Here is a 24,568-nt window from a genome sequence, read left to right as displayed (position 1 = left end):
AATTGATGCTAAATAAAAGTGTGCGGTAAAATGAGGGTGGTTCAACCTGACCCGTATTTGTTTCTTGATTCGTTCACCGTTTTCACAGGGTCTCATTGAAGGAGCGACCACGATCAATCACGTCCTTTCTTTTTCAAAAAACGGCAGATTTCGTCCCCGCAAGGACCTGCTTCATAAGCTCAATGAAGCATCACAGCTTTGCTCTGCAGCTCACCGATTACCTTGTGGAGCGATTCAAGGTCGCCACCAATACACCATAAGGTCGAACTTCACCAGTACGACCACCATCAGCTGACGCGATATCGATTGACTCTTTATGCACATCCAGACCGACAGATATGCTATCCTATTTCATGACCTCTCCTCTTGGTTATGGCTCTCTGTCGCGATTTCCTGAAATCTCAACAGAACCCCCGTCGGCAAGGAGACGGGCCTCTTGTTTTCAACATACAGCCATTATCTCTAGTCATGATGAGCGGTCAAATTGCCTCGCTTTATATCGAAAATCTGTGCTCGGGGTTCCTGATCAGATGGAACGAAACTCATATAAACATGGTCAAGTGGAGGGTTTGATGAAAAAATTTACAGGGCTTGTGATTATTGTCTCAGTTCTTCTCAGCTGTTTATCCCAGGGAGCATTTGCAGCGGAGTCTGAAAAGAAACTTTTTGTGAACCTGAGCAGCGATGAAATTAACAGGGCCGCCATGGCAATAACCTTCAGCACCAGGGTACTGAAACAGAAAAAGATTCCGGTCACAATTTTTCTCAACGTGGAAGGAGTTCGAATTGCCGACAAAAACCTTCCCCACCATAAGCACATCAATGGTCAATCCACGCAGGAAATGCTTCAGGCATTTATCGATGCTGGAGGCAAGGTCATAATCTGCCCGATGTGTATGAAAAATGTCGGTCGTCTGACCCCGGAGGATATTCTCGACGGTGTGGTGGTGGGAGGCTCAGACGTTACCTGGCCTGCGCTCTTTGCTGATGATGTCAGGGTACTAAGTTATTAATGGCCGTATTTGGAGAGCGGCAACTAAGTACCAGGGAGCAGATCAGAGTCGAACTCCCATCAATCTCACCACGATTACACCCGACGCCTGCTCCCATCGGCACCTGTAATTGACCCGGATTGGCTGGACAACCTCCTTGAGAAAAGAGCTATTGCCTGAGGAGGGGGGCTTGCCCGCGATTTAAAGTCACTTAGTGATCCAAATGCCGCACAGGGATTATTGTACTATTCTGCTGACTTCTTACTCACTCAACCACACAGCACTGCTGTCATAACGGCGCTAATCTTGCACTTACCTCGTACCAAAGGGATTCGGATTTTTACCTGACTCTCACGAGCACCGGCTTACCACTTCAATTTGATAGGAAGAAAAAGCAGCAAAAGGCGATCTGAAGCAGATACACATAACAAACAAGCTTCAGTAACTGATCGTCTTATCTGTGGTGGCAGATATAAAAAAAGTCTGACGTCAAGTCAGGTCGTAAAAATTTGATTGCTACCTGACGCCTGTTAGGCAACACCAATACCCTGCCGCGTAACACGACTATCCTGTTTATCCAGGAATGCCTGTAATAGAATTTTTTTTAGGATAAACTTGTACTGTAGTCCCTACCATCTCAGATAACGATTCCGCTTCCAAACATGTTCAACAGGGAGACTGCCATGAGCATTTTCCAAAGTAGCATTAGAAACTTATCAAGGCGACGATTTCTCCAATTCATAGCCACAGTCTCTGCTGCAGCCTCTCTTGGAGAAATGTGGAAGGTGAACCATGCGCAGGCTGCCTCTATCTCACAGCGGAATGTTCCCTTTCCACAATTTACGGTAAAGCAGCGGGATCAAACAGCCGCCGAAATATACCAGTGCACAGCTGACCTGAAACGATATGGCAGTGAAAACATGGCCTTTAAAATTGTTTCAGAGGAGCTGAAAGGCTCCTCCGCCTGGGCTATGGCTGCCAATATGATCGGCAATATCAAAGAGGGAACAGTTGGTCATGGTTGGCCGGTCCAAAACCCGCACGAAGCACGAATGTACTATGCCCTGAATGTCGCCATGACAACCTGGAACGAGATTATCGGCCCATACGGGGAAAATCGTGAAAACAAGGGGTATTTAGGATGGCTACCGAAAAAATTACCTGAAAAGCTGACCACAACCCCATTGCCGGTCAGCGAGATTGACGACCTCACCAAGAAGATTAAAATCATCGCTTCCTATGCCGGCGCAGACAAGGTTGGCATAACCAAAATCGACCGTCGCTGGGTATTTGATACTGTCTGTCTGAACGGGCTTGATCCAGGCCCACCAGAAATTAAACATATCGTATTCAAAGATACTCCACAGCCGAGCGAGACGAAGAGTGAATTTATACTACCGGAGAGCGTTCAATATGCGATCGTCATCATTAACGTCCAACCCCGGGCACTAACCCAGTTGGCCCCCTCCTCCATTCCATCCGTTGCAAGTACTAACCAGGGATATGCTCAGGGAGGTTTGACAGCAGTGGCTCTCGCCCAGGCAATTCGCTCTCTCGGCTACGTCGCTATTCCCTGCATGAACAGCACTGCAATGAGCGTCCCGCTCGCCATTGATGCAGGTTTGGGCGAATTGGGTCGCCTGGGCTATCTGATCACCCCGGAGTGGGGACCCCATGTTCGGATTGATAAAGTTCTGACCAACCTGCCACTTCAGCCTGATAAACCTATAAGCTTTGGGGTCACAGAATATTGTGAAGATTGTGGTATTTGTGCGGTCGAATGTCCCTCAGGTGCAATCTGCCCTGATAAAAAGCGCTCCTTCAAACCACCGCAAGCTGCAATGCCCTGTGGCAATCCCGGAGCTCTCAAATGGTATGCTGATGGCAAAAAGTGCTCTCGCTGGTGGTCCGAGTCGGGTGCTCCCTGTTCAAACTGCATGAATGTTTGCCCATACACCCTCGCCACATTAGGAGATGGTTTCGAAGGGAAAAAGCCGGACCCGGTGACATTCTGGAACCTGAAAACACACGCCTATGGCAGACGCCATATAGACTATTAGGAGGGGAAAAGGATGCGTGCCCAGGCCATATTGATATGCTTTTCTCTTATCTTCTTTACACTGTGTGGGGCAGTAATCGCCCAGGATGATTACCCGGAGGCCATTGAATTCGACGGCTCCGTTGATGGTGGCAGAACAGACGATATCCACCCCTCAACCTACACCGGGTCCGTATCGTTTCAACACGCCAAGCACATCGAAGAGTATGCAGATGGCTGTGGCGATTGTCACCATGACAGCGACCACGAACCTGTTGACAACTATGATCCGGATGAATCATATAGCTGCGCTGATTGCCACGATGGTGAGGGATTGATTCGTGGCACAATCGCCATGAATAGTTCTACCGCTGATGACTTACTTGAACACCGCGCAAATGTGCTCCACACGAGATGCATTGGTTGTCATAAAAAATACAATGCCGAACAGCACGTGGTGACAGCTCCTGAAGCCTGCCGCATCTGTCATGCGAAACAGGCTCAAGAGTGGGTTGTAGAATAATATGCACTACGCTGGCACCAGTGTTCGAAAACTCGTCCTGATTCTGGTCCTTGGTTGTAGTTCACACATTGTTATTGCTGTTCCGTCCCAAGCCGAAGAAGCTCCTGATATACAAACGGAAAGCTACCACAATCGGCAACAAGCTATACCACCACCAATCCCACGCGCCAGGTGGAGTGAGGATTGGTCTACATTTGGAAATTCAACTCCACTCACCTACCCGGAGATCTCACCAACCAGTTATTTCTGGAGCCCGCTCAAAAACATCCCGATTGGCCACAACAATGAGAGTTATCTCAACCTTGGCGGGGAACTGCGTTTAGCCTACGAAATCTACGACGAAAAGGATATGAGCCTTTCCGACATTGGCTACCAGGACGCTCTACAACTCCGGGCAGCCATCCACGGAGATTTGCACCTCACCAGGAAGTGGCGTCTGTTTGGCCAGTTTGGATACGGAGTAGTTGATAACCGGGAAGGAGGGGAAAAAACGGCTGATGAAGCAGATATCAATGCGTGGGAACTCTTCATAGGCCGACGTTTTCTTATCGATGAAAAGGAACGAGTCGTTGTCAGATTAGGGCGACAGCTTATTGAAGCTGCAAATCTCTTTATCAATGTTGGAGAGGGTAACAATATACGACAGCATTACGATGGGCTGCGAGTCGGCTGGATAGATAAGGAATTCGTCAAACTCGATCTATTTGTAGCCGAATATGTAGACTTTTCTGACGAGAGTTTCTCTATGTCAGGTACCGGTGAGTATTTCTGGGGAGCAACGGGTGGGTTCCGCTTTGCAAAATCCCTGCTCAGCCTGAATTGTTCCTACTTTGGCTGGGACCTGAAGGACAGGCAGTTTCAGCAGGGTGGAGCGGGTCGACACGACGAGCAACGCCATACCCTGTTGTTGAGGCTCAATCAGCCTATCAATCTTGAGCGACAGCTTCAACGTCCATTATCGACCACAGACCAACTAGGCCTAGACTATTATCTGGCGTATCAGTTTGGCGAATATGAGGATCGCCCTGGTGGCAGCTCCATACACTCCTTCGCTGGGTTTGGCGAAATTCGATATGGTCTCTACCCACAGCCTGACACGCCGATCATCGGTCTGAAGACTGCGTATTTTTCAGGAGATGATGACCCGGATGACAGCGAATTGAACACCTTCTACAATCATGTTTTTGCAACACCCTTCTTTGGCTACGCCCGTGATATTCAACCATTCAACTTGATCTATGTACAACCTAATATTGGCTATAATTTCGGGGATGGGGCGATTATCACTCTTGGATGTGGATTCCAGTGGCGAGCTGACACAAGCGATGCATTTTACTCCAAACCAAACGGCATCACAGCCTCGGCAGGCTCAAGTGAATCCTCCTGGCTCGGCCATCAGGTGCAGTTGTCCGCCCGTTACCTTATTAATCCCAACCTCCTGCTGACCGGTTACATCGCCCGATTCTTTGCTGGTGATATGATAGTGGATGCTGGCGGTGATGATCGTGATTATCTCCACCTCGGTATTCATTATCTGTTTTAGCCATGAGCAGTGAACTGCCGACAAGTACCAGGGTTGTGAATCAAGCGATGCGCCAGGGTAAAATGTTGTCGAAAATCCCTAAAGCCTCCAACTGACAAAGGCCGCTGGTTAATGAATTGAAATCCATTGGTGGCTCAACCAATAATATCGATTACCGGCCATATTCGGTGCGGTACAATTATACCGTGACCGACCGGAGGGCAGGTCTTTTGTTGCCTGGATGCTGAATTTCTCGTTCGGTATGAGCCACTCTATTTGCATCCGGTCTGCACCGAAATAACAGGCAAGCTGCTCAAGGTTCGCATCCGCAGGGGTGAGAGTTATGGTGAGTTCGGGCCTGCTTTCACTGGTCAATGGGTTCACAGGCTCCTGCTGAATGACAGGAAGGGGAAGTGATCTGGCTTTTGTTCGAAATGAGCCAAGATCTGCAAAAGCCTCTGCTATGGGAAAACGCGGGAGAGCCAACTGGTTACTGAATATACCCATTCCTCCGGAATGCTGACCAAAGGCTGTGTAACCGAGCTTTTCCACTATATCCATTACTTCATGAGAATACTCACCATACGGGTATGCAAAGAGCATAGGTGCGTGGCCGAGCTCCTCCTGGAGGCGACGCTGAGCCGTCTCTATGCTTGCGGTAATTCGTTGGGTCCATTCCATTACCGACTCATCCTGCTGTCTCCGGACAAGATATTCATGTTTTTCCGTATGATTGGCGAAAGTTACCCCATTGTTATGCATTTCGCGAATTTGCTGCCAGCTCATGATGGCCGGATTTTTTTCGTCGACACTGCCGGTTGCTACAAAAACGGTGAATGGAAAGTTCATCGCCTGAAGACGGGGATAGGCAACTTCATAAACGGAGCGATACGCATCATCAATGGTGATAGCGACACTGTTCTCCGGCAGTGGCTGCCGCTGCTGAATCGCCTCAACAATCTCTTCCAGTGGCAGTACGGTAAAATTGTTTTCCTTCAGATAATTGAGCTGCTGCTCAAACTGTTCAATGGTGACATTGGTGCTTGGGTATTGTGCTTCGCCAAAACGGTGATACATAAAAACCACTGCGTGCGGTTGCTGTTCATCGGCATGGACGGACGGCAATGGGTATATATCGGTGAACAGCATGAAAACTATAAGAATGATACAGGAACGGAACATATTGGCATGATCCTCAATGAAGTTGTAGTTGGTTCGTTTGATAAAAGCATGTCCTGTAACAGGAACGCGGACAAGGTGGGTCAGGCTGCACCGCACCACTTCCATAATTCATCTCAATCCGCCTGAAACTCTGCTGGATGAAGAGAGAGGAGTACGCTTTGAAGCGCCACCAGCACTATCCTGAGCGTTCATTCAACGACGAAAAATTCATATTACCACAAACAGTTATCATCTAACAGCTCAAGCCCCTTAAACTCTTCGCCACCCTCCTCACCCTTCGAAAGGCTGAGGAAAAGAGAAACTGACCGCCGTATTTTCATCCAAGCGATCAGGCTCTTTGCAATCGGGGCCCGTTGAAGAGAGGGAAAGAAAAAGCAGGGTGGTAATGATAATACTCGTAATAACTCCAGAAAGTTGAATTGCCTGAGTGTAATAAAGCCATCACTGGCCCGCTATTTCCCTCCGGAGAATGCTGCCGCACAGTACTTAAAAGGCAACTTTCAGTTTATTCACAACTTGTGACATGGAATCCCGGAACAGACCACGATTTCTGACCTGGCAAAAACAAAGAAAGCGGTATCCTCAGCACATCCTGAATGAGGTTTTTAAAATTCATGGTAGATATCAGAGTCGAACTACTATCAATCCTACTACGGTTGCCCCAGCTTCTGCCCGCATCGGTACCTGAAATGGATCCGGACTGGCTGGAGAACCTTCTAGAGGAAAGAGCTATTGCCTGGGGGAACCTGGGAAGAGTCTCAGCACTCAAATGAATGGACCACGATTTAGCTTACAAGCATGCTTCAAGTGTTTCCCAACCCCTGTGGTCGAACATACTGACTTCAATAATTTCCCTGATCTTTTATCAATGCGGTACGTAGGATCGCACCTTTCCTGTCAGGTAGTGATTTCCTTGAAAGCCTTTTCAGGAAAAAAGCAGTAGGGGCACTTTTCAGGGGCTGAGTCATTATAATGTACGTAACCGCAAATCCTGCATCGCCAGACCCCTTTACTGTGAACAGCAGAGTCAGGATCGAGAGGATCATGATCTCTGTGAAGAGCTAGATCCTCGAGGCGGGGCTGCCTCGATTCATATTTCTTCATGAGATAATCGGCCAGAATCATTCTCTGTATCTCGCTGGTCCCCTCGTATATCCGCAACAACCTGACGTCCCGCAGCAACTTCTCAATAGGGAACATCTCAGTATATCCATAGCCTGCGAAAATCTGCAGGGCTTCATTAACAACCTCCAGGGCTGTTTCAGAGGCATAGAGCTTACTTGTCGAAGCGCTTACAGTGCCATCCAGCCCCTGATCTGATTCCCAGGCCGCCTTCCAGGTGAGAAGCCTTGAGGTCTCGACTTTCTGAAACATCTCTGAGAGTTTGAACTGAATCGCCTGGAAGTTGGCAATGGGCATGCCGAAAGCATGGCGTTTTTTCACATAATCGAGAGAATACTCCAGTGCCGCCCTGGCAGCACCCACCCCGAAGGAACCGATAATTGGCCGGGTCCTGGCAAAGGTCTTCATAGCCAGTACAAATCCCTCTCCCGGCAGGGCGATAACGTTTTCGGCAGGGACCCTGACATTTTCAAAATGAACACCAACCGTATTTGAACAACGTTGACCCATCTTGGGAATAGGCCTTCCCCGCGTTACCCCTTCCCATAAAGTTTCTACAAAGAAGGCGCAGATTCCCTTGTGACGCGTTTTCGAGTCTACGGTGGCAAAAACAGAGATGTAATCTGCAATTCCACCATTGGTTATCCAGTATTTCGTCCCGTTAAGGATAAAGTCATTACCATCCTGCCGTGCCTGGCAGCTTATCCCCGCAACATCAGACCCCATGGTGGGCTCGGACGTTGCGAAGGCCGCAAGTTTGAAGTCGCAGGCTATTTTGGGGAGATATTTCCTTTTTGCCTTCTCATTGTTTGACAGGAGCAGAGGCTCCATTCCCAGCGATGAATCGAATATCGATGTTGCCAACCCCGGACAGGCGGCAGCGATTTCCTCAGTGATAATGGCTGAATCAATCAGGCTCAATCCTTTACCACCATACTCCTTTGGAATATCGGCACCTGCAAAACCTTCTTCAAATGCCTTCCTGATGACGGGCAAAGGAGTTTCGTCCTTTTTGTCGTAATACCATGCCACTGGCAATACTTCTTTTAGAGCAAACTCCTGTGCTTTTTTCTGGAGAGAAAGTTGTTCCGATGTGAGGTGGAAATTGAGCATTGTTTTCCCCTGATAATGTGGAAGAGTTGTGGAACCTTATAAATCTGCCCCAACAGCTGTCAGCAGATCATGCTTGGGGACAGTGGCAACCGCAAAAGGTTGCCTAACAATTATAACGATTCGTAAGCAATGTCTCAAATTGAAATGTGAGAGCTGTAGCCCCACATTTTTCAATATGTGGGAGGAGCAGCCACCGCCACTGACTTGGCGAACAACTCATACTGATGAGCCAGTAAAACCTGTTTTTAAAAGCGATGTCCGACCTTGCCTTGAAGAAAGATTTGTGTGGCATAATATATAGCAAGCGCCCTGAGTTGATGTGCCTGACCAGGACCTGCTGAAGTTCGTGTTCTGGAGTTGCCGACTCCATTGAACTCCCGGGATCAATTCACACCGAGGGGAAAGCCAGAGGAAGCAGAGGAGGTACAGTACCATGAGAAACAAGAAAACAAGGGGAGCAGTCTCATTCTGCCTATTGATCCTGGCAATTTTATTGCCCGAGGTTTGCCTTTCGTCTGAGGCCACTCGACAGTTGTGGAACAGCTTGAAGCAGCCCGACCATTTTGCCTTTATACGGCATGCCATTGCACCAGGCACGGGAGATCCCCCTGAATTTGCTCTTGGTGAATGTCAAACCCAGCGCAACCTTTCTGACGAAGGACGGAGACAGGCGAAAAGAATCTCTGAACAATTCCATCAAAACGGTATTTCGCAGGCCAGTGTGTTTTCGAGCCAGTGGTGCAGGTGCATGGAAACAGCCAGGTTGCTTGAACTTGGAAAGGTTGTAGAACTCCCCGCTATTAATTCCTTTTTCCGTGAATATCAAAAAGGGTACGCGCAGACGGCGCAGCTGAAACAATGGCTGGGCAATCAGGATTTGCAAGGGGTCACTGTGCTCGTCACTCATCAAGTCAACATCACGGCACTCACAGGAGTTTACCCAGCTTCCGGGGAGATCATCATAGTCCGTCGGAAATTACCTGCTCCAGCTGAATTTGAAGTTGTCGGAACAATAAAAATCGACTGAGAAATAGGGGATTAGAGAGAAACCTTCGTACAGTGTTCTCTTCGCCAAACATTCCAAATACTAACAGCCTGTTAAGGCCAAACATTGTCAATTCTGTTGTATTTGACATATACTGTTCGGTAACAAAAGTGTGTCATGACGCACGTTCACCGTCTGGTCACTTCATTAAAGTCCAGCACCCTCACGTCGAGATAAGCAAACAAATTGCACCAACAGACGTGAACATAAGAGTTTATGATGTTTCCAGCTTACCAGTTGTAACAGATTTCAACGTAACCTTGCAGCCAGGAGACTGGGCTGGTTACACTTTAGGGCCGTCATCTGCTGATCGAGGTTTTGTAGCAGAGATTAGTCCGCTGGGGCCTTCAGTTAACGGTGCCTCAATATCTAATTACGTGATTCAACCAGAATATAATGGCACTGAATGGAATGATGTTCTCCGTGTTCAGATTTCAGACTCTCAACCACCAACAGATGTCAACATAAGAGTCTACTCTGTTGAAACCCGCGAGCTCCCTGAACCCATGAGCGCGGTCCTTTTCGGGGTGGGCTTGGCTATGCTCACCATGTTGTCTGATCTTACTCTCACCCCTTTAACTGTCATTTCCTCCCAGCCATTATACCATGTGATGAAGGGTATACGGGGGGATGTACCGATGAGATGCTTGAGTGCCTATGAGGTACTGACCAATGATGTCTATAGCTTGATAGATTAAAATGTTATCAAGAGTAGAGGAAGAATCGGCGCACCTGAAAACCTTGCTGGAGCAAAACCAGGGCCTCTTTCTGACTCGACGTTTCACACCTGGCCTTGAAAGTCCTTTTCAGGCAGAGATAAAACAATAGGGATCTATGTCGATGAAGGGATCTCCCCCGCTTCCCTGAACCACCGCCAGACAGCCTCCGCAAAATCTCCTGACTCTGCAACCGTTACAACCGGATGAGCCATTGCGATACTTCCCGGCCATCTCTGAATGATAGATTTCTTCAAGGCTTGAATCATGGATATTGCCGATAAGGGACGGGAATTTCCTGCAGGCGTGTACCTCACCGTCAGGTAGCAGGGAGACGAAATTGAAGGCGGCACCGCAGCCAAAACCTGTGCAGCCACCTGTGAGGGCGAGATCGTCTTCGTCCCGGATGATGTTGAACAGGTTATCTTTCAAGCCCATAATCGGGTTTTCGCCGGCGGCACGCATATACTCCTCAAGGAAATCGCGGTAATCATGGGTGGGCACAGTCTCCAGTGCCGCCCCCTCCCCCACAGGGGAGAGACGGTTAAAGTTGAAGAGATTGGTCTTATCTCGAAGAAGTTCTGCCAACGGCAGCACCTCTTTCAAATTGTGTCTGGTCAGGGTCAGCATCACCATTGAATACACGCCGACCTCACGAAGCATGGTCAGAAAATCTATCGTTTTCTCGAAATGGCCTTTGCCCCTGATGTAATCGTTATGCTCTTTAAGCCCTTCGAGACTCACCTGGATAAATTCCGGCCGCTTTATCGCCACCAACTTTTCGAGCTGCTCGCGTGGGGAAGGGTTTCCAAGGATTGCTATCATAAAACCCATTTCAGCCGCTTTTTGATACACATGATCGAAATGAGAATAGAGCAGCGGGTTACCGCCGCTGAAGCTTATCTGACCGGCCACCCTCTTGTGCTCACAAAACGATTCAAATTGCTCCAGGACGCTCTCTGCCTGCCCAATGGTCATCTCATCCCTGCCGCTACGATCATAACAGTGGCGGCAGCTTAAATCGCATTTTTGCGTTACATGCCATTGCAGGGTAAATATTTCAGCGTATAGCCCGTTTTGTGATTGAGCCTCATCCTCAGCCTTAAAGATCTCCCCATCCCTTTTAATCAGAGGCCGCGGCAGATGAATCAAGCCCTTATCCCGAGCCTCTGCCAGAAAGCTCTCAACCACGGCAATCGATGTGCCACCCTCTTGAGCAACGGCTCTTTTGTCGAGGTCTTCAGCAACAAGCTTGATTGCCAGCAGATCGTGACCCGTTATCTTCAGGGCAGAAGCCCTTTGCTTACCATAGGGTTTGCACACTGCAACATACCCCTCACCAGGCTGAACAGAAGTTCGATTGCCAGCAAGCATTTCAGGCAACCCACTCCAGGCTGAGGACAAGATTTCAAGGGTCGGATTCACTTCAGGGCAATGCTGGTGTTCCGGACCAGGGTTATGCTCGCGGTCCACCTTGTGCAGTGTCCACTCCAACCTGGCCAGATCAAAGATGAACGGATGCAGGGTGATATGCTCAGCCTGTTCGATATCCCTGATCGCCTTAAGCAGGGACTCAACCCTGTCATAATTTCCCGTCCGGGCAAATACCTTTGGAAGGTACGACGCTGTTACGGGTAGCTCGGCAATGTTGGTTTTCACAGTTTCCGGAGGTCCTTCACATTGAATTCAGGCTTTTATAATGACGTCTCAGATGACAAAGAGAAATGCCGATACCACTCTCTGAAATATCGGCATTCCCCGTATACAATCCCTTACGATAACCGTACGACCGTACGTTGTATCAGCCGCTTCAACCACTCGATCCGGTTTTCTTGGGCAGAACCTCTTCACTACCCTCTTCTACTTTTTCCTCACCCTCTTTCTCCATGTCTTCTGCTGCCTGCTTACCCTCTTCAACCGTTTCTTCGGTCTTTTCTTCAGCGCTCACGGCGCCTTCAGTCTGACCGCTTCAGCCACTGGTCCCTGCAGGCTTTTCTGCATCGGCACCACCTGTGCCGCTGGAACCGCCTCAACCACTGCCGGCAACATGTCCCGGCAGGGTTACCCCGCCTGCGCCGATCAGACCCGCCACCCCAAGACCTGCTAGCAACTTTTTCAAGTCCTTTTTCATGGTTCGCTCCTTCGTTTACCCGTGGTGAGGTTTCTCCCCCAAGAATGCGCCACCTAATAACATACCGATAGCAGAAGAAACACTGGCCTGTCAAACGTGTGCACTGCAACAGCTCTGCTACAGCCAATATCAATTTTTGATTCACATTGTAAACAAGAGGAATTTTCCCTGAATAGCAGACACATAAACCGCAAGACAGCCGTAATCGCTGAGGTAGCGTTCCAGGTGTAGCTCCAGGAGTCTGTCGGACTAAGCCCTTTTTAGCCAACTCATCGTTATCGAAAAAAAATTAATGCTCGCAGATAAGCGAACGAAGTGAGACTTCGATATTATCTATATGGCTCCGCTTAATTTTCTTTCGATGCCTCGATTTGAGTGAAAATCGCAATAGTCCGACAGTCTCCTGGCTCAGCAAAACTATGATAACCAGCGTGGCAGCGCCGGATCGTGGAGGGGTTAGCGAGTCTGCCGGTAGTCAGGTATTGTATTCAGAGATGACCTGACCATATGCCCGAAACTGGCATTGCCCATAGTGAAAAGCCTGACCGGCAGATCATTTTTATCGCGTAGCTGCTGTATAATCTCTTTTTCTTCAAGCCCCTTTTGATAGAATCCAGTGACTTGCTCCTGAAAGCTTTCGAGATAATCGATTTTTCGCCTTATGAGCTTAGGGCCGTTTTTCATTTTCGGGCGATGGCCACAAAAGAGTGTGTCGAAATCCAGGTCTGCTATTTTTCGTAACGATGCAATCTGCTGGTCAATTTTTTCATCAACCCTGAAAAACTGGATTTTTTCACCGACAAAGAGATCGCCAGAAAAGAGCCATCCCTCCTCTTCCACATGAAAAACAGTATGATCCTTACTATGACCCGGTGTGTGCAGTGCTTTAAGGGTTATTTTTTCACCTTCTACGACCTCCGGGCAAAACTCTGCCTGAAAGCGCTGAGCCTTGCCAAAAAGGATATGCTGGTACGGCAGAATATTGAAGCCCTTCAACACCTTTGCCGCCCCGTACGGGTGCAGGTAGACAGGAGCCCCGGTCCGGCTTTTCAGGAAGGCGGCGTTGCCGCTGTGATCCTCGTGGTGATGGGTCAACAGGATGGAGGCGACAGCACTGCTGTTAATCATCAATCCGATTTTCTTTCGCAGATGATGGGGACCGGTATCAATGAGGAATGAGTCAATTTGATAAACATATACGGACTTTATCAACTTTCCCGCCGGGGCAATGCCCACTTCAAAACCTTTTATGGGGCCGAAAGTGTGTTGTTTTGCAAAGAGCATCGATTCTTCTTCTGTGGAATGAGAAGTATAAAGTGAAAGGTAAGATCAGGTCTTGAATGACAATGTTTTCAGTGCACCAGAGGTTGCTCCCAATGTACAATATGATCCTCCACCTCTCAAGCACCACTCACTTATTCAAGAGTTCAACTGCAGAAAAGGCGGAATTACCTTTTGAATAAATTCTTCAATAGTTAATAAAAAGATATCAAACGGGTTTTGTAATTTTTGCCGTGTGCAAACACTTTGAGCATGCAGCAAAGATCACCCCAGGATTCACTGACCACATACTTTCCCCCTCAATTTCAACACACTTCACAGCCCGGATATTTCCTTCGCTCCTGGCATTAAGTACCTCGAATGAAAGACCCTCCCCAATCATTAATTCTTTGATTGGGTGCGATTTATATCCTACAAATGATAATATGTATGAAGACGAAGGATATTCTCAAACACGTCTCTCATTCCGGTTGTCATCTTCTACTTCACGGGACTCAGGTTGACTGAGCCGAAACAGGCCCGAAGCAGAGAGAGCTGCTTCAGCAAGCTGAAATTGTGACCATATGGCTGAGCATAAAGTTCGGAAAACCCTATCCATCCGTACCACCGTGTTTGGTGTCTTCCTCTTTATGTCATGCCTGATAGCGGGGCTGACTCTTGGGTTACAGCACTATTTCAGTAAAGACCTCGCCCAGACAGCTGCTGAGTCATCCTTTCACATCTTGGCCGAGATGATTAACGAAAGGGTAAAAGCCCTCGACAGCCAAAGTGTCAATCTGGTTGGAGTCCTCAGTCATTTTTACGAGCTCGAGAATTTTCCCGGGCCGGAACAGGAGCTCCGTGCAATCAAGCTTTTTGCCGGCGCAATGGAAAACGCACCGAGTATCTATGCGGTGTATATAGGATACGATACCGGGGAATTATTCGAGATTATCAACCTTGAGAGCAGCGACAATGTCCGGGGTGTGTTCGGCGCCGCCCAGCACGACAGATGGCTTGCTCTCAGGTTCTCGTCAGTTAATGGAGTTCGTAAAAAAACAACGGTCTATCTTGATTCAGCATTTTCAGTCCGCTTCGAGAAAACTGAAAACACCGATTATGATCCCAGGGTACGACCATGGTTTAAAGATGCCCTCGCAACGCCTGGCATTATCAAGACAGCGCCCTATCTCTTCTCAAGCCTCAAATCTCCAGGGCTCACCTATGCAACCAGCATTGACGGAGGTCAGCGGGTCGCCGCTGTGGATATTTCCCTCGCAGGCCTGTCCGACTTTCTTCAGAAGCAGCAACTGCTACCTGACAGCCAGGCCTTCATGTTTGACAAACATGGGGAGATTATCGCCCAGACATCATACTCGACAGATCGTGCCAAAAGCGTCCACTGGTCTCCCATTGCCCTCGATGACGAAGAGCAGGCGTTTCTCTCTTCGTATCCTGTAATAAAAGCTTCCAACGAGATGAACTGGCCCCCCTTTGACTTTGCCCTCAGCGGCAAGCCCAAGGGCTACTCCGTCGATTTGCTGAACCTGCTGGCCGACAAAGCCGGTTTCCGGGTCGAATATGTGAACGGCTATTCCTGGGAAGAACTGGTCGCCCTGTTTAAGGATGGTAAGCTCGACCTTCTGCACTCCCTGTTAAAAAATCCAGAACGTGAAAAGATGGGTGTATTCACCAGCCAATACATGCCCATGCCCCAGGCCTTTGTGGTAAGGAAAGATACCCCGATTCCCTCTTCCCTGGCAGAGCTGGCCGGCAAAACCGTCGCCATTCCCAAAGGGTGGGCCACTGACACCTATCTGGCAGAAAATCATCCGGAGGTGAAGCGTCTCCATGTTGCAAACAGTATTGAGGCCATGCGGGCAGTCTCCTCGAAAGAGGCCTATGCAACCCTGGACAGCGAACCGGTGGTTCGATACCTGGCCAATTCCTATTTCCTGAAAAACCTGGAAATAGGAGGTCGCCCCGAAGAACTCGAAGCTCTCGGAGAATCTGCCGGGCAGGGACTCCATTTTCTTGTTCGACCCGAGAAAGAACTTCTGGCGGGGATTCTTGAAAAGGCCATGGCTTCACTGGCCAACAGCGATCTCGAAAAGCTGGATGCTAAATGGTTCGGAACCGGCAAGGACCAGGATGAAAAGGATGAGGTCCGCAAGACCGTACCACATCCTGTGCTGCTCGAACTCGCCTCAGAGTTTGGGACTGCAGGGGGACTGCGGGTTATCGAAATCAAGGGCCATGAATATTTTTGTTACGTTGCACAGATCGAATCGGTCTACGGATCAAGTGAGTTTCTGGGATTGCTGGTACCGGTACAGAAAGCCATGGCACCGTATCTGGAGAAGATCCGGTTTTCACTCATTATGACCCTGATTCTGCTCCTGCTGTTGACCCCCTTAGTCTGGTACTGTTCCACCATCATCGTACGGCCGATAAATGCCCTGGTAGTTGAGAGTGACAAGGTAAAACAGCGCCGCTACATGGAAGTGGCCATGGTGGAAAGCAATATTAAAGAGATTCGTGGGTTGTCGCGCTCCATGGTCACCATGGCCTCCGCCATACAGGCTTATGAAGTATCGCTGCGGGAACTTATGGATTCCTTCATCAGGCTGATCGCTGTCGCCATCGATCAGAAATCACCCTATACCGGCGGACACTGTGCCCGTGTGCCGGAACTGTCTCTCATGCTGGCAAAAGCAGCCAGTGAGTCAACAACAGGGGGCTTTGCCGGATTTTCCCTGGAAACAGACGACGAGTGGCGAGAGTTCCGGACCGCAGCCTGGCTACACGACTGCGGCAAAGTCATCACTCCTGAACACATTGTCGACAAAGCCACTAAGCTGGAATCTATTTATAACCGAATCCATGAAGTTCGAATGCGCTTTGAGGTCCTTCTGCGGGATGCCGAAATCGGGTATTGGAGGGAGTTGGCACAAGGAGAAGACATTGACGAAGCAGCACTTCGAGAAAAGCTCGCCGCAAGGCAGCAAGAACTTAAAAACGATTTTCGCTTTATAGCCGAGTGCAACCTTGGCGGAGAGTTCATGGCTCAGGAAAAGGTTGAAAGGGTCCATCAAATTGCCAAACAGACCTGGGTACGGCATTTCAGCGACCGGCTCGGCCTTGGTCGGCTCGAACTTGACCGTTTCCCAACCAAGGAGCCAACACTGCCATGCGAGGAACCTCTTCTGGCCGACCGGCCTGAGCATATTGTCGAGCATCCTAAGCAAAAAGGAATAGGCGGCTCATCATCGGATTTTGCCATGCAACCGCTCAAGCATCTGTATAATCTCGGCGAAATTTACAACCTCTGCGTCTCAAAAGGTACCCTCACCGCAGAAGACCGGTATAAGATCAACGAACATATCATCACCACCATCAACATGCTTGAGACCCTTCCCTTCCCCGAAAATATGACAAGAATCCCGGAATATGCCGGAACGCACCACGAGACCCTCAATGGCACCGGCTACCCCCGCAAACTCAGTGCAGACCAGATCTCAATCCCTGGTAGAATCGTTGCCATAGCAGATGTCTTCGAGGCTTTAACCGCCTCCGATCGTCCCTATAAAAAAGCAAAATCCCTGAGAGAGGCGATAGAAATCATGACCACAATGGCGAAAAACAACCATCTGGATGGCAACTTGTTCAGGCTATTTCTTGAAAGCGGCATCTACCTCACATATGCACGAACATTTTTGGACCCGGAACAGATTGATGAAGTTGATATTGAAGCGTATCTGGGAACTAAAAAGTTTTGAAATACTCTTTTTTTAGCCTTTTCAGCAAAGAGGAATCAGGGAGTTTGTGATAGTAAATTCCTGCCAGACCACGTTTTCCAACCTGACACAAACAAAAAACTGCCATCCTCAACAGAACTCTAGCAAACAAATGTGAGCGGATTGAAATTTTAAGCTGCTGCGAGGCAATCAACGACTCGCTTCTATAGGAGCGAAGACGTCAGCTTTGACCTATAGGTAGGCTAGCTCAGCTACAACCACATATTTTGAACCACAAAAAGCCGCGACCCAGAACTGATTGGGATTGCGGCTTTCTGTACGGTAATTCCCTTGTCAGTTCTTGAGTGGCAACATACGTTTTGCCGCATCCGGATTTTCTTTAAAGAGGTATATGTTTCTCTTCCATTACTCACTGAACCGACTCAAATGACTGCCAGGAGCCTGTCAGACTAAACCCTTTTCAACCAACTCATCGTTATCGACGGAAAAAACACTGCTCGCAATATCAACCTCATGGCTCCGCTTATTTTCCTTCGATGCCTCGATTTGAGTGAAAACCGCCATAGTCCGACAGGCTCCTGGTATCTGAGAATTATTACTGCATGTTTCGAACGGCCCGGACATAGCCGGATTTCTCTCGATAAAAACTGCGTGAAGGGCCGCACTGGTCGCCGATTTGCCAGGATCCCACATAATCTTTGCCATCATCTTGCAGCCAGTATCTTCCCTCAAGCTGTATTTTGACTTCTCCGTTTAACTTCAAATCGAAGCTGGAGAACAGATCAAACAGCTCTTGTTTTGTCGGCAGGCGCCACTGCTCGCCCTCCTCCTTGTTTAAGCCTTGCAGATAATGCTCCACATCCTCTGCTGTTTTGAAGTAGCCGGACCGCTCCAGACGCCACTCCAAGCCATGCTTCTGGTCAAGGAAGGTATCATCACCCTGCTGAAGCACAAGAGTATCACCCCCTGCGGCATGCATTGAGCAACCGGAGACAAGCAGGACGATCAGTAGCAACCATACGACCAACACTCTATTCCTGCTGCTGGTTCCGTTGAATATACCGTAATATTTCATAAGTCATTCCCTCACTGAATCGGTACCAGCGCATAACCTTTATTCTGGTAACCGGTCAGGGAAACGAACGTGTTCCCTACAACCTTTACCCCATCCAGCAGAGTATCCGCTTCAACCTTGAACAGGTTGATAGCGATGGCACACGCTTCAATCTTCACTCCCCTCTTTTGCAATTCAGCCAGGAGCTGAGCCGATTTTTTCAACAGTTCCTGATCCTGATCCGAAAACGACCAGTTTTCAGTGGTAACCAAACGGACAGAGGCCCCCCGAAATGCTATAACAAAATCAGCGGTCCTGCCCTGCCTGAGCAGATCATCGTAGGTCATATTGATGACATCAAGGTATAAGGCGAGCTTGGAAGCTTCGCTGACATTGATATCAAAGAGAGTTTTAGTTTCCGTCAGGCCGCTCAAGGCATCCTGATCGTTCACGTCACCTGCCACCGCAACTCCGTTCACTAAAAACATCAACACGCAAGATGCTATAAATACGTTGAAAGCTCTAATACATTTCATTGCCAGCTCCTTTAGAACGAATGTTCGTTCTAATACTTATGAAAAAAAAATTGCTACTTTGCCACACCCCTCCAGGCACACTCCCAACATTCTTCCAGATAGTCGGGAAGCGGTCTTTCGAGGACACCATCCAAACGCAAGAAGATCAGACGAATGGCCCCACCAAAAAGGGTCACTGCAGCCACGTTCGGGTCGACCGGTCTGATATGTCCCGCGTCAATTCCTTCAATCACCATCTGTTTCATCAGGGTAAAGGGACGGGACGAACAGACTGGTTTTTCCCCAGGCATAAACTCCTGGTGTTTTGCGTACAACATGTAATGCATTTCAGCCCTGTTCGTTTCTGTCTCGTCAAAGAGATACTGCACCACACTCCTGCAACGGTCGTGAGCGGTTTCATGAATCTCCATAATCTCAGTAAGAACCCTCGTCATGCTTGTTTCAATTTCCTGAAACAACTCTTTGGCGATTGACTCTTTATTTCCAAAATGATGGTAGATAGAACCGATACTGACTCCGGCCTCTTTTTGGATATCATGAACGGAAGTATTGAAATATCCCCGCTCAAAAAATAGCCTCAAAGCGGTTGACAGTATCAATCCCCGCCGCTCCTGTGTTTTGCCTGACATAGCTGCTCCCTCTCCTTTAAAACGAACGTTCGTTCTAATAAATATGAAATGGGCCTTCGTGTCAATTAATTTATCCCTTAAATAGTGTAGCAATGCGGACCGGCCTGAAATCAATTGGACGGGGTCACCCAGTAAAAAGCCCCTTGTCAATAGGTGACCCTTCCTTGTTGCGAAGCTGCATATCCAGCACGTTCTCAGGGTTGGATGCGTTCATAGTCAAATATGACGGCACAGCTAAAGGTACGAATCAGCTCCCCGGGGAACCCTCATCAACACGCCTTGCCTCTAACAAGATGTTCCCATTGAGGTTCTTTCAAAGCAGTTTTTGTGCACGCTCTTTTAACTTCCCAAGATGCTCGATCAGTCTATTCCTGCTTATTGGGTACGGCGGTTTTAGCCCTCTTTTCTTATAGTATGTTCTTAAGGAATCACTTATTTGTTCCGCCATGCCGGACAGTGATTTACGGGAGCGGCACAGCAGTACCCCGAGACAAACTTCAGTCAATTTTTGCATCTTGATATTTTTGCTGCCTTCAAAAAATTGCAGCTGCTTCTGCAGCGAATTGATCTCTTCACGCTGGCTCCTGACGATTTCATCAAGAAACCCATGCCTGGCTCCCCCTCCTCCGTTATCGACCCTGCCCTTTTCCTTTAGGCAGAACACAACGCCCGAGAAGCTGTGCAGCTTACTTTTTGGGCTGGTAAACGAAGGTCCATACTCGCCGAAAGCATAGCTGCAAATCAGAGGGGTTCGCTGAAAGGCCTTCGTCATTTCCGCATACTCCCGGCGTATATCCTGCTCCAAGACCGCAAGATGGGTAGCGCAAACGGTGCCAATGACCAGCTCATACTCATCGGCAAGACGACCCAGGGTATTTGTGTATTCTCGTAATACTTTTGATTTGTCGGGATAAGAGAAGCTGATATGGAATCGCGGCGGGAGGCAGGCACCTCTCGTGTAGTAGTTGCCAGTGGCCTTATCAAAGAATATGTCTCGAATATGCGGGTCTTCTCCCGGGGCATGAATCCACAATGAATATTCCATGTGGGATTATTCCTCCAAAACGAGGGGGTGCTGAAACTCTTGGAGAAAGGTGTGCGGATTTTTGCCGTCAATTTCCGTGAGGGTAAACTCGTTACCGCAGGCCGGGAAGAGCATACCTACATCTGACCAACCATAGGAGACACCGGACTGTACTTCGATCTCTCCCTGGAACAGGAGGTACACGACGGTATCATCCTCAAGATGGATGACGCCATCTTTGGCAAAAAAGAGTAGCGATTTCTCTGCGGGCGGGGTGATTTTTGAGAAGTTGGCAAGGTTCTGCTCGTCCCAGTAGTCGGCGGCCATGCCGCCGAAGACCAGGCAATTCTCCGGCAGCACTTCCTGGACGTGATCAATGAATTTCTCCCCATCAAAGTGATTGTATGGCGAAAAAAAAAGACAGGCTTGAGCATCTTGGTAGCCAGGATCCTTTGCAAGACTGGCGCGAAAGGCTTCGGTAAAGTCGTTTGACTGAATTACGGATGAGATGTTTGGCAGACAGCCTGCAGTCAAGGTTACCGAGTCGCTTACCATTAGACACAGCCAATAGCCCTCCTGGGTAAAGCCACTGTCATCCGTAAATCCGCCCACGACGGTTCCCCCAACAATTTCCATTCCAGGGAAAGCCTCCGTTAGGCCTGTAAGAATACCTTTGAGTGCTTCCGTATCATGGGGTGCCGAGGCATAGAGCACTCCGGCAGACGGTCTGTACACTCCCAGCTTTTCATTTGAGTCCCTGACCAGATCGTCAACAATTTCGGGCCCATTGCTTTTGATGCTGTGTGCGGTAATGGCTTTGAACATCGCTTCCCTCTATGCAAAATTGAACATTTGGTACAAAACAAAAAATGAAACTATTGCATAACCAGTTTCTTGAGCCTTTTTTTCGCACCGGCATTTTTTTGTCCTACCTAACGGACCAGTGCCAAATATTTTGCAGTATATATTACACATACCACAAATAACACATAGACAGTTATTTAGATACATTTCATAAAATTAACCAATCTAACGATTTTGTCAGGAATGCATCAGGGCTGTTTGGCAGAGATCCATCTGCCCAAAATATAGAGTCGGTTCCCTGGACTGCGGTCAAACTCGATGTAAACGCTTACACCTCAACGCCAATTGGCTTGAGTGAATTCATACAAGAGGAGGAGACAGATGTCAGAGATAAGCCCATTTATTGTCAGTTTTTGGCTACTACCAGTTACCGTGCAAATTGTAATACCACTTGTCGTGTTCGCTGTTCATTCCGCAATAAGCCTGACCAGGGTGCTGACGCCTAATTGATTGACATAAGCAGTCGCCGCTGGTCCCGAGCCTGAAGAACCTCAGAGTGATACGCCATATCAACCTCATGTTCTTCCTGGAGGAGGGGTTTGCCTGAGATCCTTCCTCCTTTTTCTGTCCATAATCATATCTATACATTAGAGATTGAGGTTTCAACAACATGAGACAAGTCATTGGATATTTCATAGTCAATCAGCCCGACGGTGCTGAACGGGTGGTGGTTGTCAGCCAGGAGATAGCAACCGACAAAAGCAATACTGTTGTTGCGGCCCGTAAGGTATTTACCCTGGATACTGCAGATGGCGAAAAGGTAAACGGTTGTGAAGAGAAGCGCTATTTCACCAAAAGAAACGGCCAGATACTCAAAATAACAGGACCGTGTATAGCCAACGAAAAGGACCTTTCTAATTATCAAATGCGAAAGCGGCGTAGAACCTGAGCGCACCAGAGCTTGGGAGCACCATTTTCGGGACATCCATCAGCCAACAGCAAATAAGCATCAGGAATTAGCTTGTCTAGCTTGAGTTCTCGAGGCGATAATTTAAAGATCAGGACCAAACCTCCACATGTACAAGCAGTGCAGAAAGACTAGCCCGGTCCCTATGAGTGATTAACATTTATTTGAGCCTTTGAGCCCGAAAGGCTTGATGGCTGCAGGGAGTGGTACAGCTATTCCGCATAGGAAATTTGGCAATAAAGTGGAGGTGATTGAGATGAAAAAACAAAAAGAGATGGTAGAGTCATTCATGATGGTTCACCGTGATTATATGAAAAATCTCTCAGACTGCCTTGATGAGCTCGAAAAGGATTTTGAACAATCCCGCGAGATAGACAACGTCTGCACCGGAGAGTGGTGCAGAGCCATTGAATTTTCCCTTGATGAGATGGCAAAAGATATCTATTCGATTAGCGAGCCGCGTTGGGTTTCGAATGATTATTCCAAAACCTTGCGCGATGTGAGGAGTCGTCTGCATGACTTATATAAGAAGTATCAGGGGACACGCTCAAAAACTGAGCATTAAAGACAGGAACAGTTCAGATCAAACCAGGAGCCCAGCAATGTAGACCTGTAACAGATCTGAACTGTTTAACAATGTTTTTAGATTATTCTTAGATTAGATACAGCGATTGCGCTGTTGAACCTGAATAGGGGACAGACCACGTTTTTAATTGTTCACATTCTTTTTCTCGGCCGGCCGGCTTTCCCGGGAGCAACCCGACGATCAAGTATGGTTCCCACTTCCTCCTGAAAACGGCTTGTGCCCAAAACAAAATTCCCGTTAGTCGCTTTCCGTATTCTATCGATCTCACCGGGCTCCAACTCATGCCTGAACAGTTCTCTGTACGCCGATAGACGTTCTTTAAGATTATGTCCCAGGTCATTATAGATCGGATGCTGTGTGAGCAGTTTCGACGGGTCACCTTGCCCGTTAACTCCATAGCTCGACCACCTGTAGTCCCCAGGATATTTTACCATTCCGGCACGGACTGGGTTCATCTCGATATAACGCTGACAAGTGAGAAGATACGTATCCTGCTGAATAACGCTTGAGCGGAACCGCCCTTCCCAGAGCGTTCCACTACGTTTATAGGTACGATTGATGTACTGCACGTAACGCTGACCAAGCAGCTTCATGAGATTACCCGCACTCTCTTTTCGCTTTGGTGTCAGCAGAAGGTGAACATGATTCGTCATCAAAACATAAGCGTGTATGGCACAGCCTGATTTACGAGAATATTCCTGTAACCAATCGAGATAAAAACAATAGTCTTCATCAGCAAAAAAGCAGGCTTGACGATTATTGCCACGCTGGATGATGTGTAAAGGGACGTCAGGGAGTATAATTCGTGGTCGTCTAGGCATAGGCTATCTAAACATATTTAATAGGAAAGTCACAACCAATATCGTGGTCTGTCCCCAATTTAACCAATTTATATCCCAATTTAAAGAGAAACGCAGATGGAGGCGGGCCGATGTGGTGATCAGCGCCGATAGGCGCTGATCAGGTCAACCTCGAGCCTGAATGGTCCAACCTGTTTTTCAGAAATGAGAAAGCCGATCTGCTGGATCTTCTCTGGTGAGACCGGGTCCACGCCGCTCAGCTTGCGTCCTCGGAAGACAGGAACACACTCGCTGAAAGGAACCTCGACCGTCGTCCACTTGTCGGCTTCAGTCTGGAACTTGTAGCGATAGGCGACGCCGTCGAAACTGCCGTCGAGCCGCAGCCTAAACTGATAGGTGTTGCCGTCGCCCCGGACACGCAGGACGATGCCGTCGAAGCCATCCAGTCTGTAGGGAAGATGCAGCGTGCGGGTCGAGGAGAACCCACCGTTGTTCTCGAGCGAGAGGATTCCCTGGAACACTGCGGTGCCCGAGTCGGTTCTGATAATTTCCCCCCGCGATAATCCGCCCATCACGCCATCATTCACCACCAGCCAATCCTGCAGGTCAACCGGATTTTCAAAGTCGAATAGAACCATTTCTGTGTCACTGGGTAGAGAACTCTTTTGTGCCGCGAGGACAGGCTGCACCATGCAAAGAAGCATGGCCCATTGTAGTGCGAGAATAATAATAAGGGGTTGCATATAATCTCATCCACTCATGTCAT

21 protein-coding genes are annotated in these 24,568 nt (G+C 48.5%); 9 read left to right on the top strand and 12 right to left on the bottom strand.

The window, feature by feature from the left end; all coding sequences use genetic code 11:
- Positions 1–572: 572 nt before the first annotated feature.
- The 4 genes from FCL45_RS03705 to FCL45_RS03690 all read left to right on the top strand — a co-directional run bounded on the left by FCL45_RS03705 (position 573) and on the right by FCL45_RS03690 (position 5,096).
- Positions 573–1,013, top strand: coding sequence for a DsrE family protein (locus FCL45_RS03705; protein WP_167495772.1), 441 nt, complete (start codon positions 573–575; stop codon positions 1,011–1,013).
- A gap of 662 nt (positions 1,014–1,675) precedes the next feature.
- On the top strand, positions 1,676–3,052 hold the full coding sequence (locus tag FCL45_RS03700) for a reductive dehalogenase (protein ID WP_167495773.1): 1,377 nt from the start codon (positions 1,676–1,678) through the stop codon (positions 3,050–3,052).
- Positions 3,053–3,064: 12 nt separating this feature from the next.
- The gene (locus tag FCL45_RS03695) at positions 3,065–3,553 is read left to right on the top strand and encodes a cytochrome c3 family protein (RefSeq protein ID WP_136797567.1); all 489 of its coding nucleotides are present in this window, start codon (positions 3,065–3,067) and stop codon (positions 3,551–3,553) included.
- A gap of 1 nt (position 3,554) precedes the next feature.
- Positions 3,555–5,096 (top strand): alginate export family protein, encoded by a 1,542-nt coding sequence (locus FCL45_RS03690; protein ID WP_136797568.1) that lies wholly within the window; start codon positions 3,555–3,557, stop codon positions 5,094–5,096.
- Between the two features lie 108 nt (positions 5,097–5,204).
- Here the strand turns inward: FCL45_RS03690 and FCL45_RS03685 are convergent, their stop codons facing one another.
- Positions 5,205–6,362, bottom strand: coding sequence for a polysaccharide deacetylase family protein (locus tag FCL45_RS03685; RefSeq protein ID WP_136797570.1), 1,158 nt, complete (start codon positions 6,360–6,362; stop codon positions 5,205–5,207).
- Between the two features lie 792 nt (positions 6,363–7,154).
- Positions 7,155–8,492, bottom strand: coding sequence for an acyl-CoA dehydrogenase family protein (locus FCL45_RS03680; protein ID WP_136797572.1), 1,338 nt, complete (start codon positions 8,490–8,492; stop codon positions 7,155–7,157).
- A 544-nt stretch (positions 8,493–9,036) separates the two neighbouring features.
- On the opposite strand from FCL45_RS03680, the gene FCL45_RS03675 reads away from it, so the two are divergent.
- Positions 9,037–9,519 carry a histidine phosphatase family protein gene (locus FCL45_RS03675; RefSeq protein ID WP_217907657.1) on the top strand — a complete coding sequence of 161 codons (483 nt, stop codon included), beginning with the start codon at positions 9,037–9,039 and terminating at the stop codon, positions 9,517–9,519.
- 524 nt (positions 9,520–10,043) lie between these two features.
- Positions 10,044–10,235: a hypothetical protein gene (locus tag FCL45_RS03670; RefSeq protein WP_136797576.1), complete on the top strand. Its 192-nt coding sequence runs from the start codon at positions 10,044–10,046 to the stop codon at positions 10,233–10,235.
- A gap of 108 nt (positions 10,236–10,343) precedes the next feature.
- On the opposite strand, the gene sbtM is transcribed toward FCL45_RS03670, so the two are convergent.
- From sbtM to FCL45_RS03650, 3 genes are all read right to left on the bottom strand, one after another.
- Complete coding sequence (sbtM, locus tag FCL45_RS03665) at positions 10,344–11,912, bottom strand: thio(seleno)oxazole modification radical SAM maturase SbtM (RefSeq protein WP_167495774.1); 1,569 nt, start codon at positions 11,910–11,912, stop codon at positions 10,344–10,346.
- A gap of 16 nt (positions 11,913–11,928) precedes the next feature.
- Complete coding sequence (gene sbtA, locus FCL45_RS24475) at positions 11,929–12,384, bottom strand: SbtA family thio(seleno)oxazole RiPP natural product precursor (RefSeq protein ID WP_181212308.1); 456 nt, start codon at positions 12,382–12,384, stop codon at positions 11,929–11,931.
- Between the two features lie 456 nt (positions 12,385–12,840).
- The gene (locus tag FCL45_RS03650) at positions 12,841–13,668 is read right to left on the bottom strand and encodes an MBL fold metallo-hydrolase (RefSeq protein ID WP_136797580.1); all 828 of its coding nucleotides are present in this window, start codon (positions 13,666–13,668) and stop codon (positions 12,841–12,843) included.
- A 560-nt stretch (positions 13,669–14,228) separates the two neighbouring features.
- Between FCL45_RS03650 and FCL45_RS03645 the strand changes: the two genes are divergently transcribed.
- Positions 14,229–17,423, top strand: coding sequence for an HD domain-containing phosphohydrolase (locus FCL45_RS03645; protein WP_136797582.1), 3,195 nt, complete (start codon positions 14,229–14,231; stop codon positions 17,421–17,423).
- A gap of 574 nt (positions 17,424–17,997) precedes the next feature.
- On the opposite strand, the gene FCL45_RS03640 is transcribed toward FCL45_RS03645, so the two are convergent.
- The 5 genes from FCL45_RS03640 to FCL45_RS03620 form a co-directional block, all read right to left on the bottom strand.
- On the bottom strand, positions 17,998–18,477 hold the full coding sequence (locus tag FCL45_RS03640) for an Lcl C-terminal domain-containing protein (protein ID WP_136797583.1): 480 nt from the start codon (positions 18,475–18,477) through the stop codon (positions 17,998–18,000).
- An 11-nt stretch (positions 18,478–18,488) separates the two neighbouring features.
- Positions 18,489–18,992 (bottom strand): DsrE family protein, encoded by a 504-nt coding sequence (locus FCL45_RS03635; protein ID WP_136797585.1) that lies wholly within the window; start codon positions 18,990–18,992, stop codon positions 18,489–18,491.
- A gap of 53 nt (positions 18,993–19,045) precedes the next feature.
- Positions 19,046–19,621 (bottom strand): TetR/AcrR family transcriptional regulator, encoded by a 576-nt coding sequence (locus tag FCL45_RS03630; protein ID WP_136797587.1) that lies wholly within the window; start codon positions 19,619–19,621, stop codon positions 19,046–19,048.
- A 313-nt stretch (positions 19,622–19,934) separates the two neighbouring features.
- A complete protein-coding gene (locus tag FCL45_RS03625; protein WP_136797589.1) occupies positions 19,935–20,666 on the bottom strand; it encodes a hypothetical protein in 732 nt (243 codons plus the stop codon).
- A gap of 6 nt (positions 20,667–20,672) precedes the next feature.
- Complete coding sequence (locus FCL45_RS03620) at positions 20,673–21,470, bottom strand: FIST N-terminal domain-containing protein (RefSeq protein ID WP_136797591.1); 798 nt, start codon at positions 21,468–21,470, stop codon at positions 20,673–20,675.
- A gap of 649 nt (positions 21,471–22,119) precedes the next feature.
- Between FCL45_RS03620 and FCL45_RS03615 the strand changes: the two genes are divergently transcribed.
- Positions 22,120–22,398, top strand: a complete 279-nt coding sequence (locus FCL45_RS03615) for a hypothetical protein (RefSeq protein WP_136797593.1) — start codon at positions 22,120–22,122, stop codon at positions 22,396–22,398.
- Positions 22,399–22,672: 274 nt separating this feature from the next.
- Complete coding sequence (locus FCL45_RS03610; protein ID WP_136797595.1) at positions 22,673–22,981, top strand: hypothetical protein; 309 nt, start codon at positions 22,673–22,675, stop codon at positions 22,979–22,981.
- A 152-nt stretch (positions 22,982–23,133) separates the two neighbouring features.
- Here FCL45_RS03610 and FCL45_RS03605 read toward each other — a convergent pair whose 3' ends face one another.
- Entirely contained in the window at positions 23,134–23,823 is a 690-nt protein-coding gene (locus tag FCL45_RS03605) for a transposase (RefSeq protein WP_136797596.1), read from the bottom strand.
- Positions 23,824–23,942: 119 nt separating this feature from the next.
- Positions 23,943–24,545, bottom strand: coding sequence for a CIA30 family protein (locus FCL45_RS03600; protein WP_217907656.1), 603 nt, complete (start codon positions 24,543–24,545; stop codon positions 23,943–23,945).
- Between the last annotated feature and the right edge of the window lie 23 nt (positions 24,546–24,568).

It is taken from the genome of Desulfosediminicola ganghwensis, from assembly GCF_005116675.2.
Taxonomy (GTDB): domain Bacteria; phylum Desulfobacterota; class Desulfobulbia; order Desulfobulbales; family Desulfocapsaceae; genus Desulfopila; species Desulfopila ganghwensis.
Note: the sequence above shows the minus strand (reverse complement) of the source record. Positions and strands in the feature narration are given on the sequence as shown.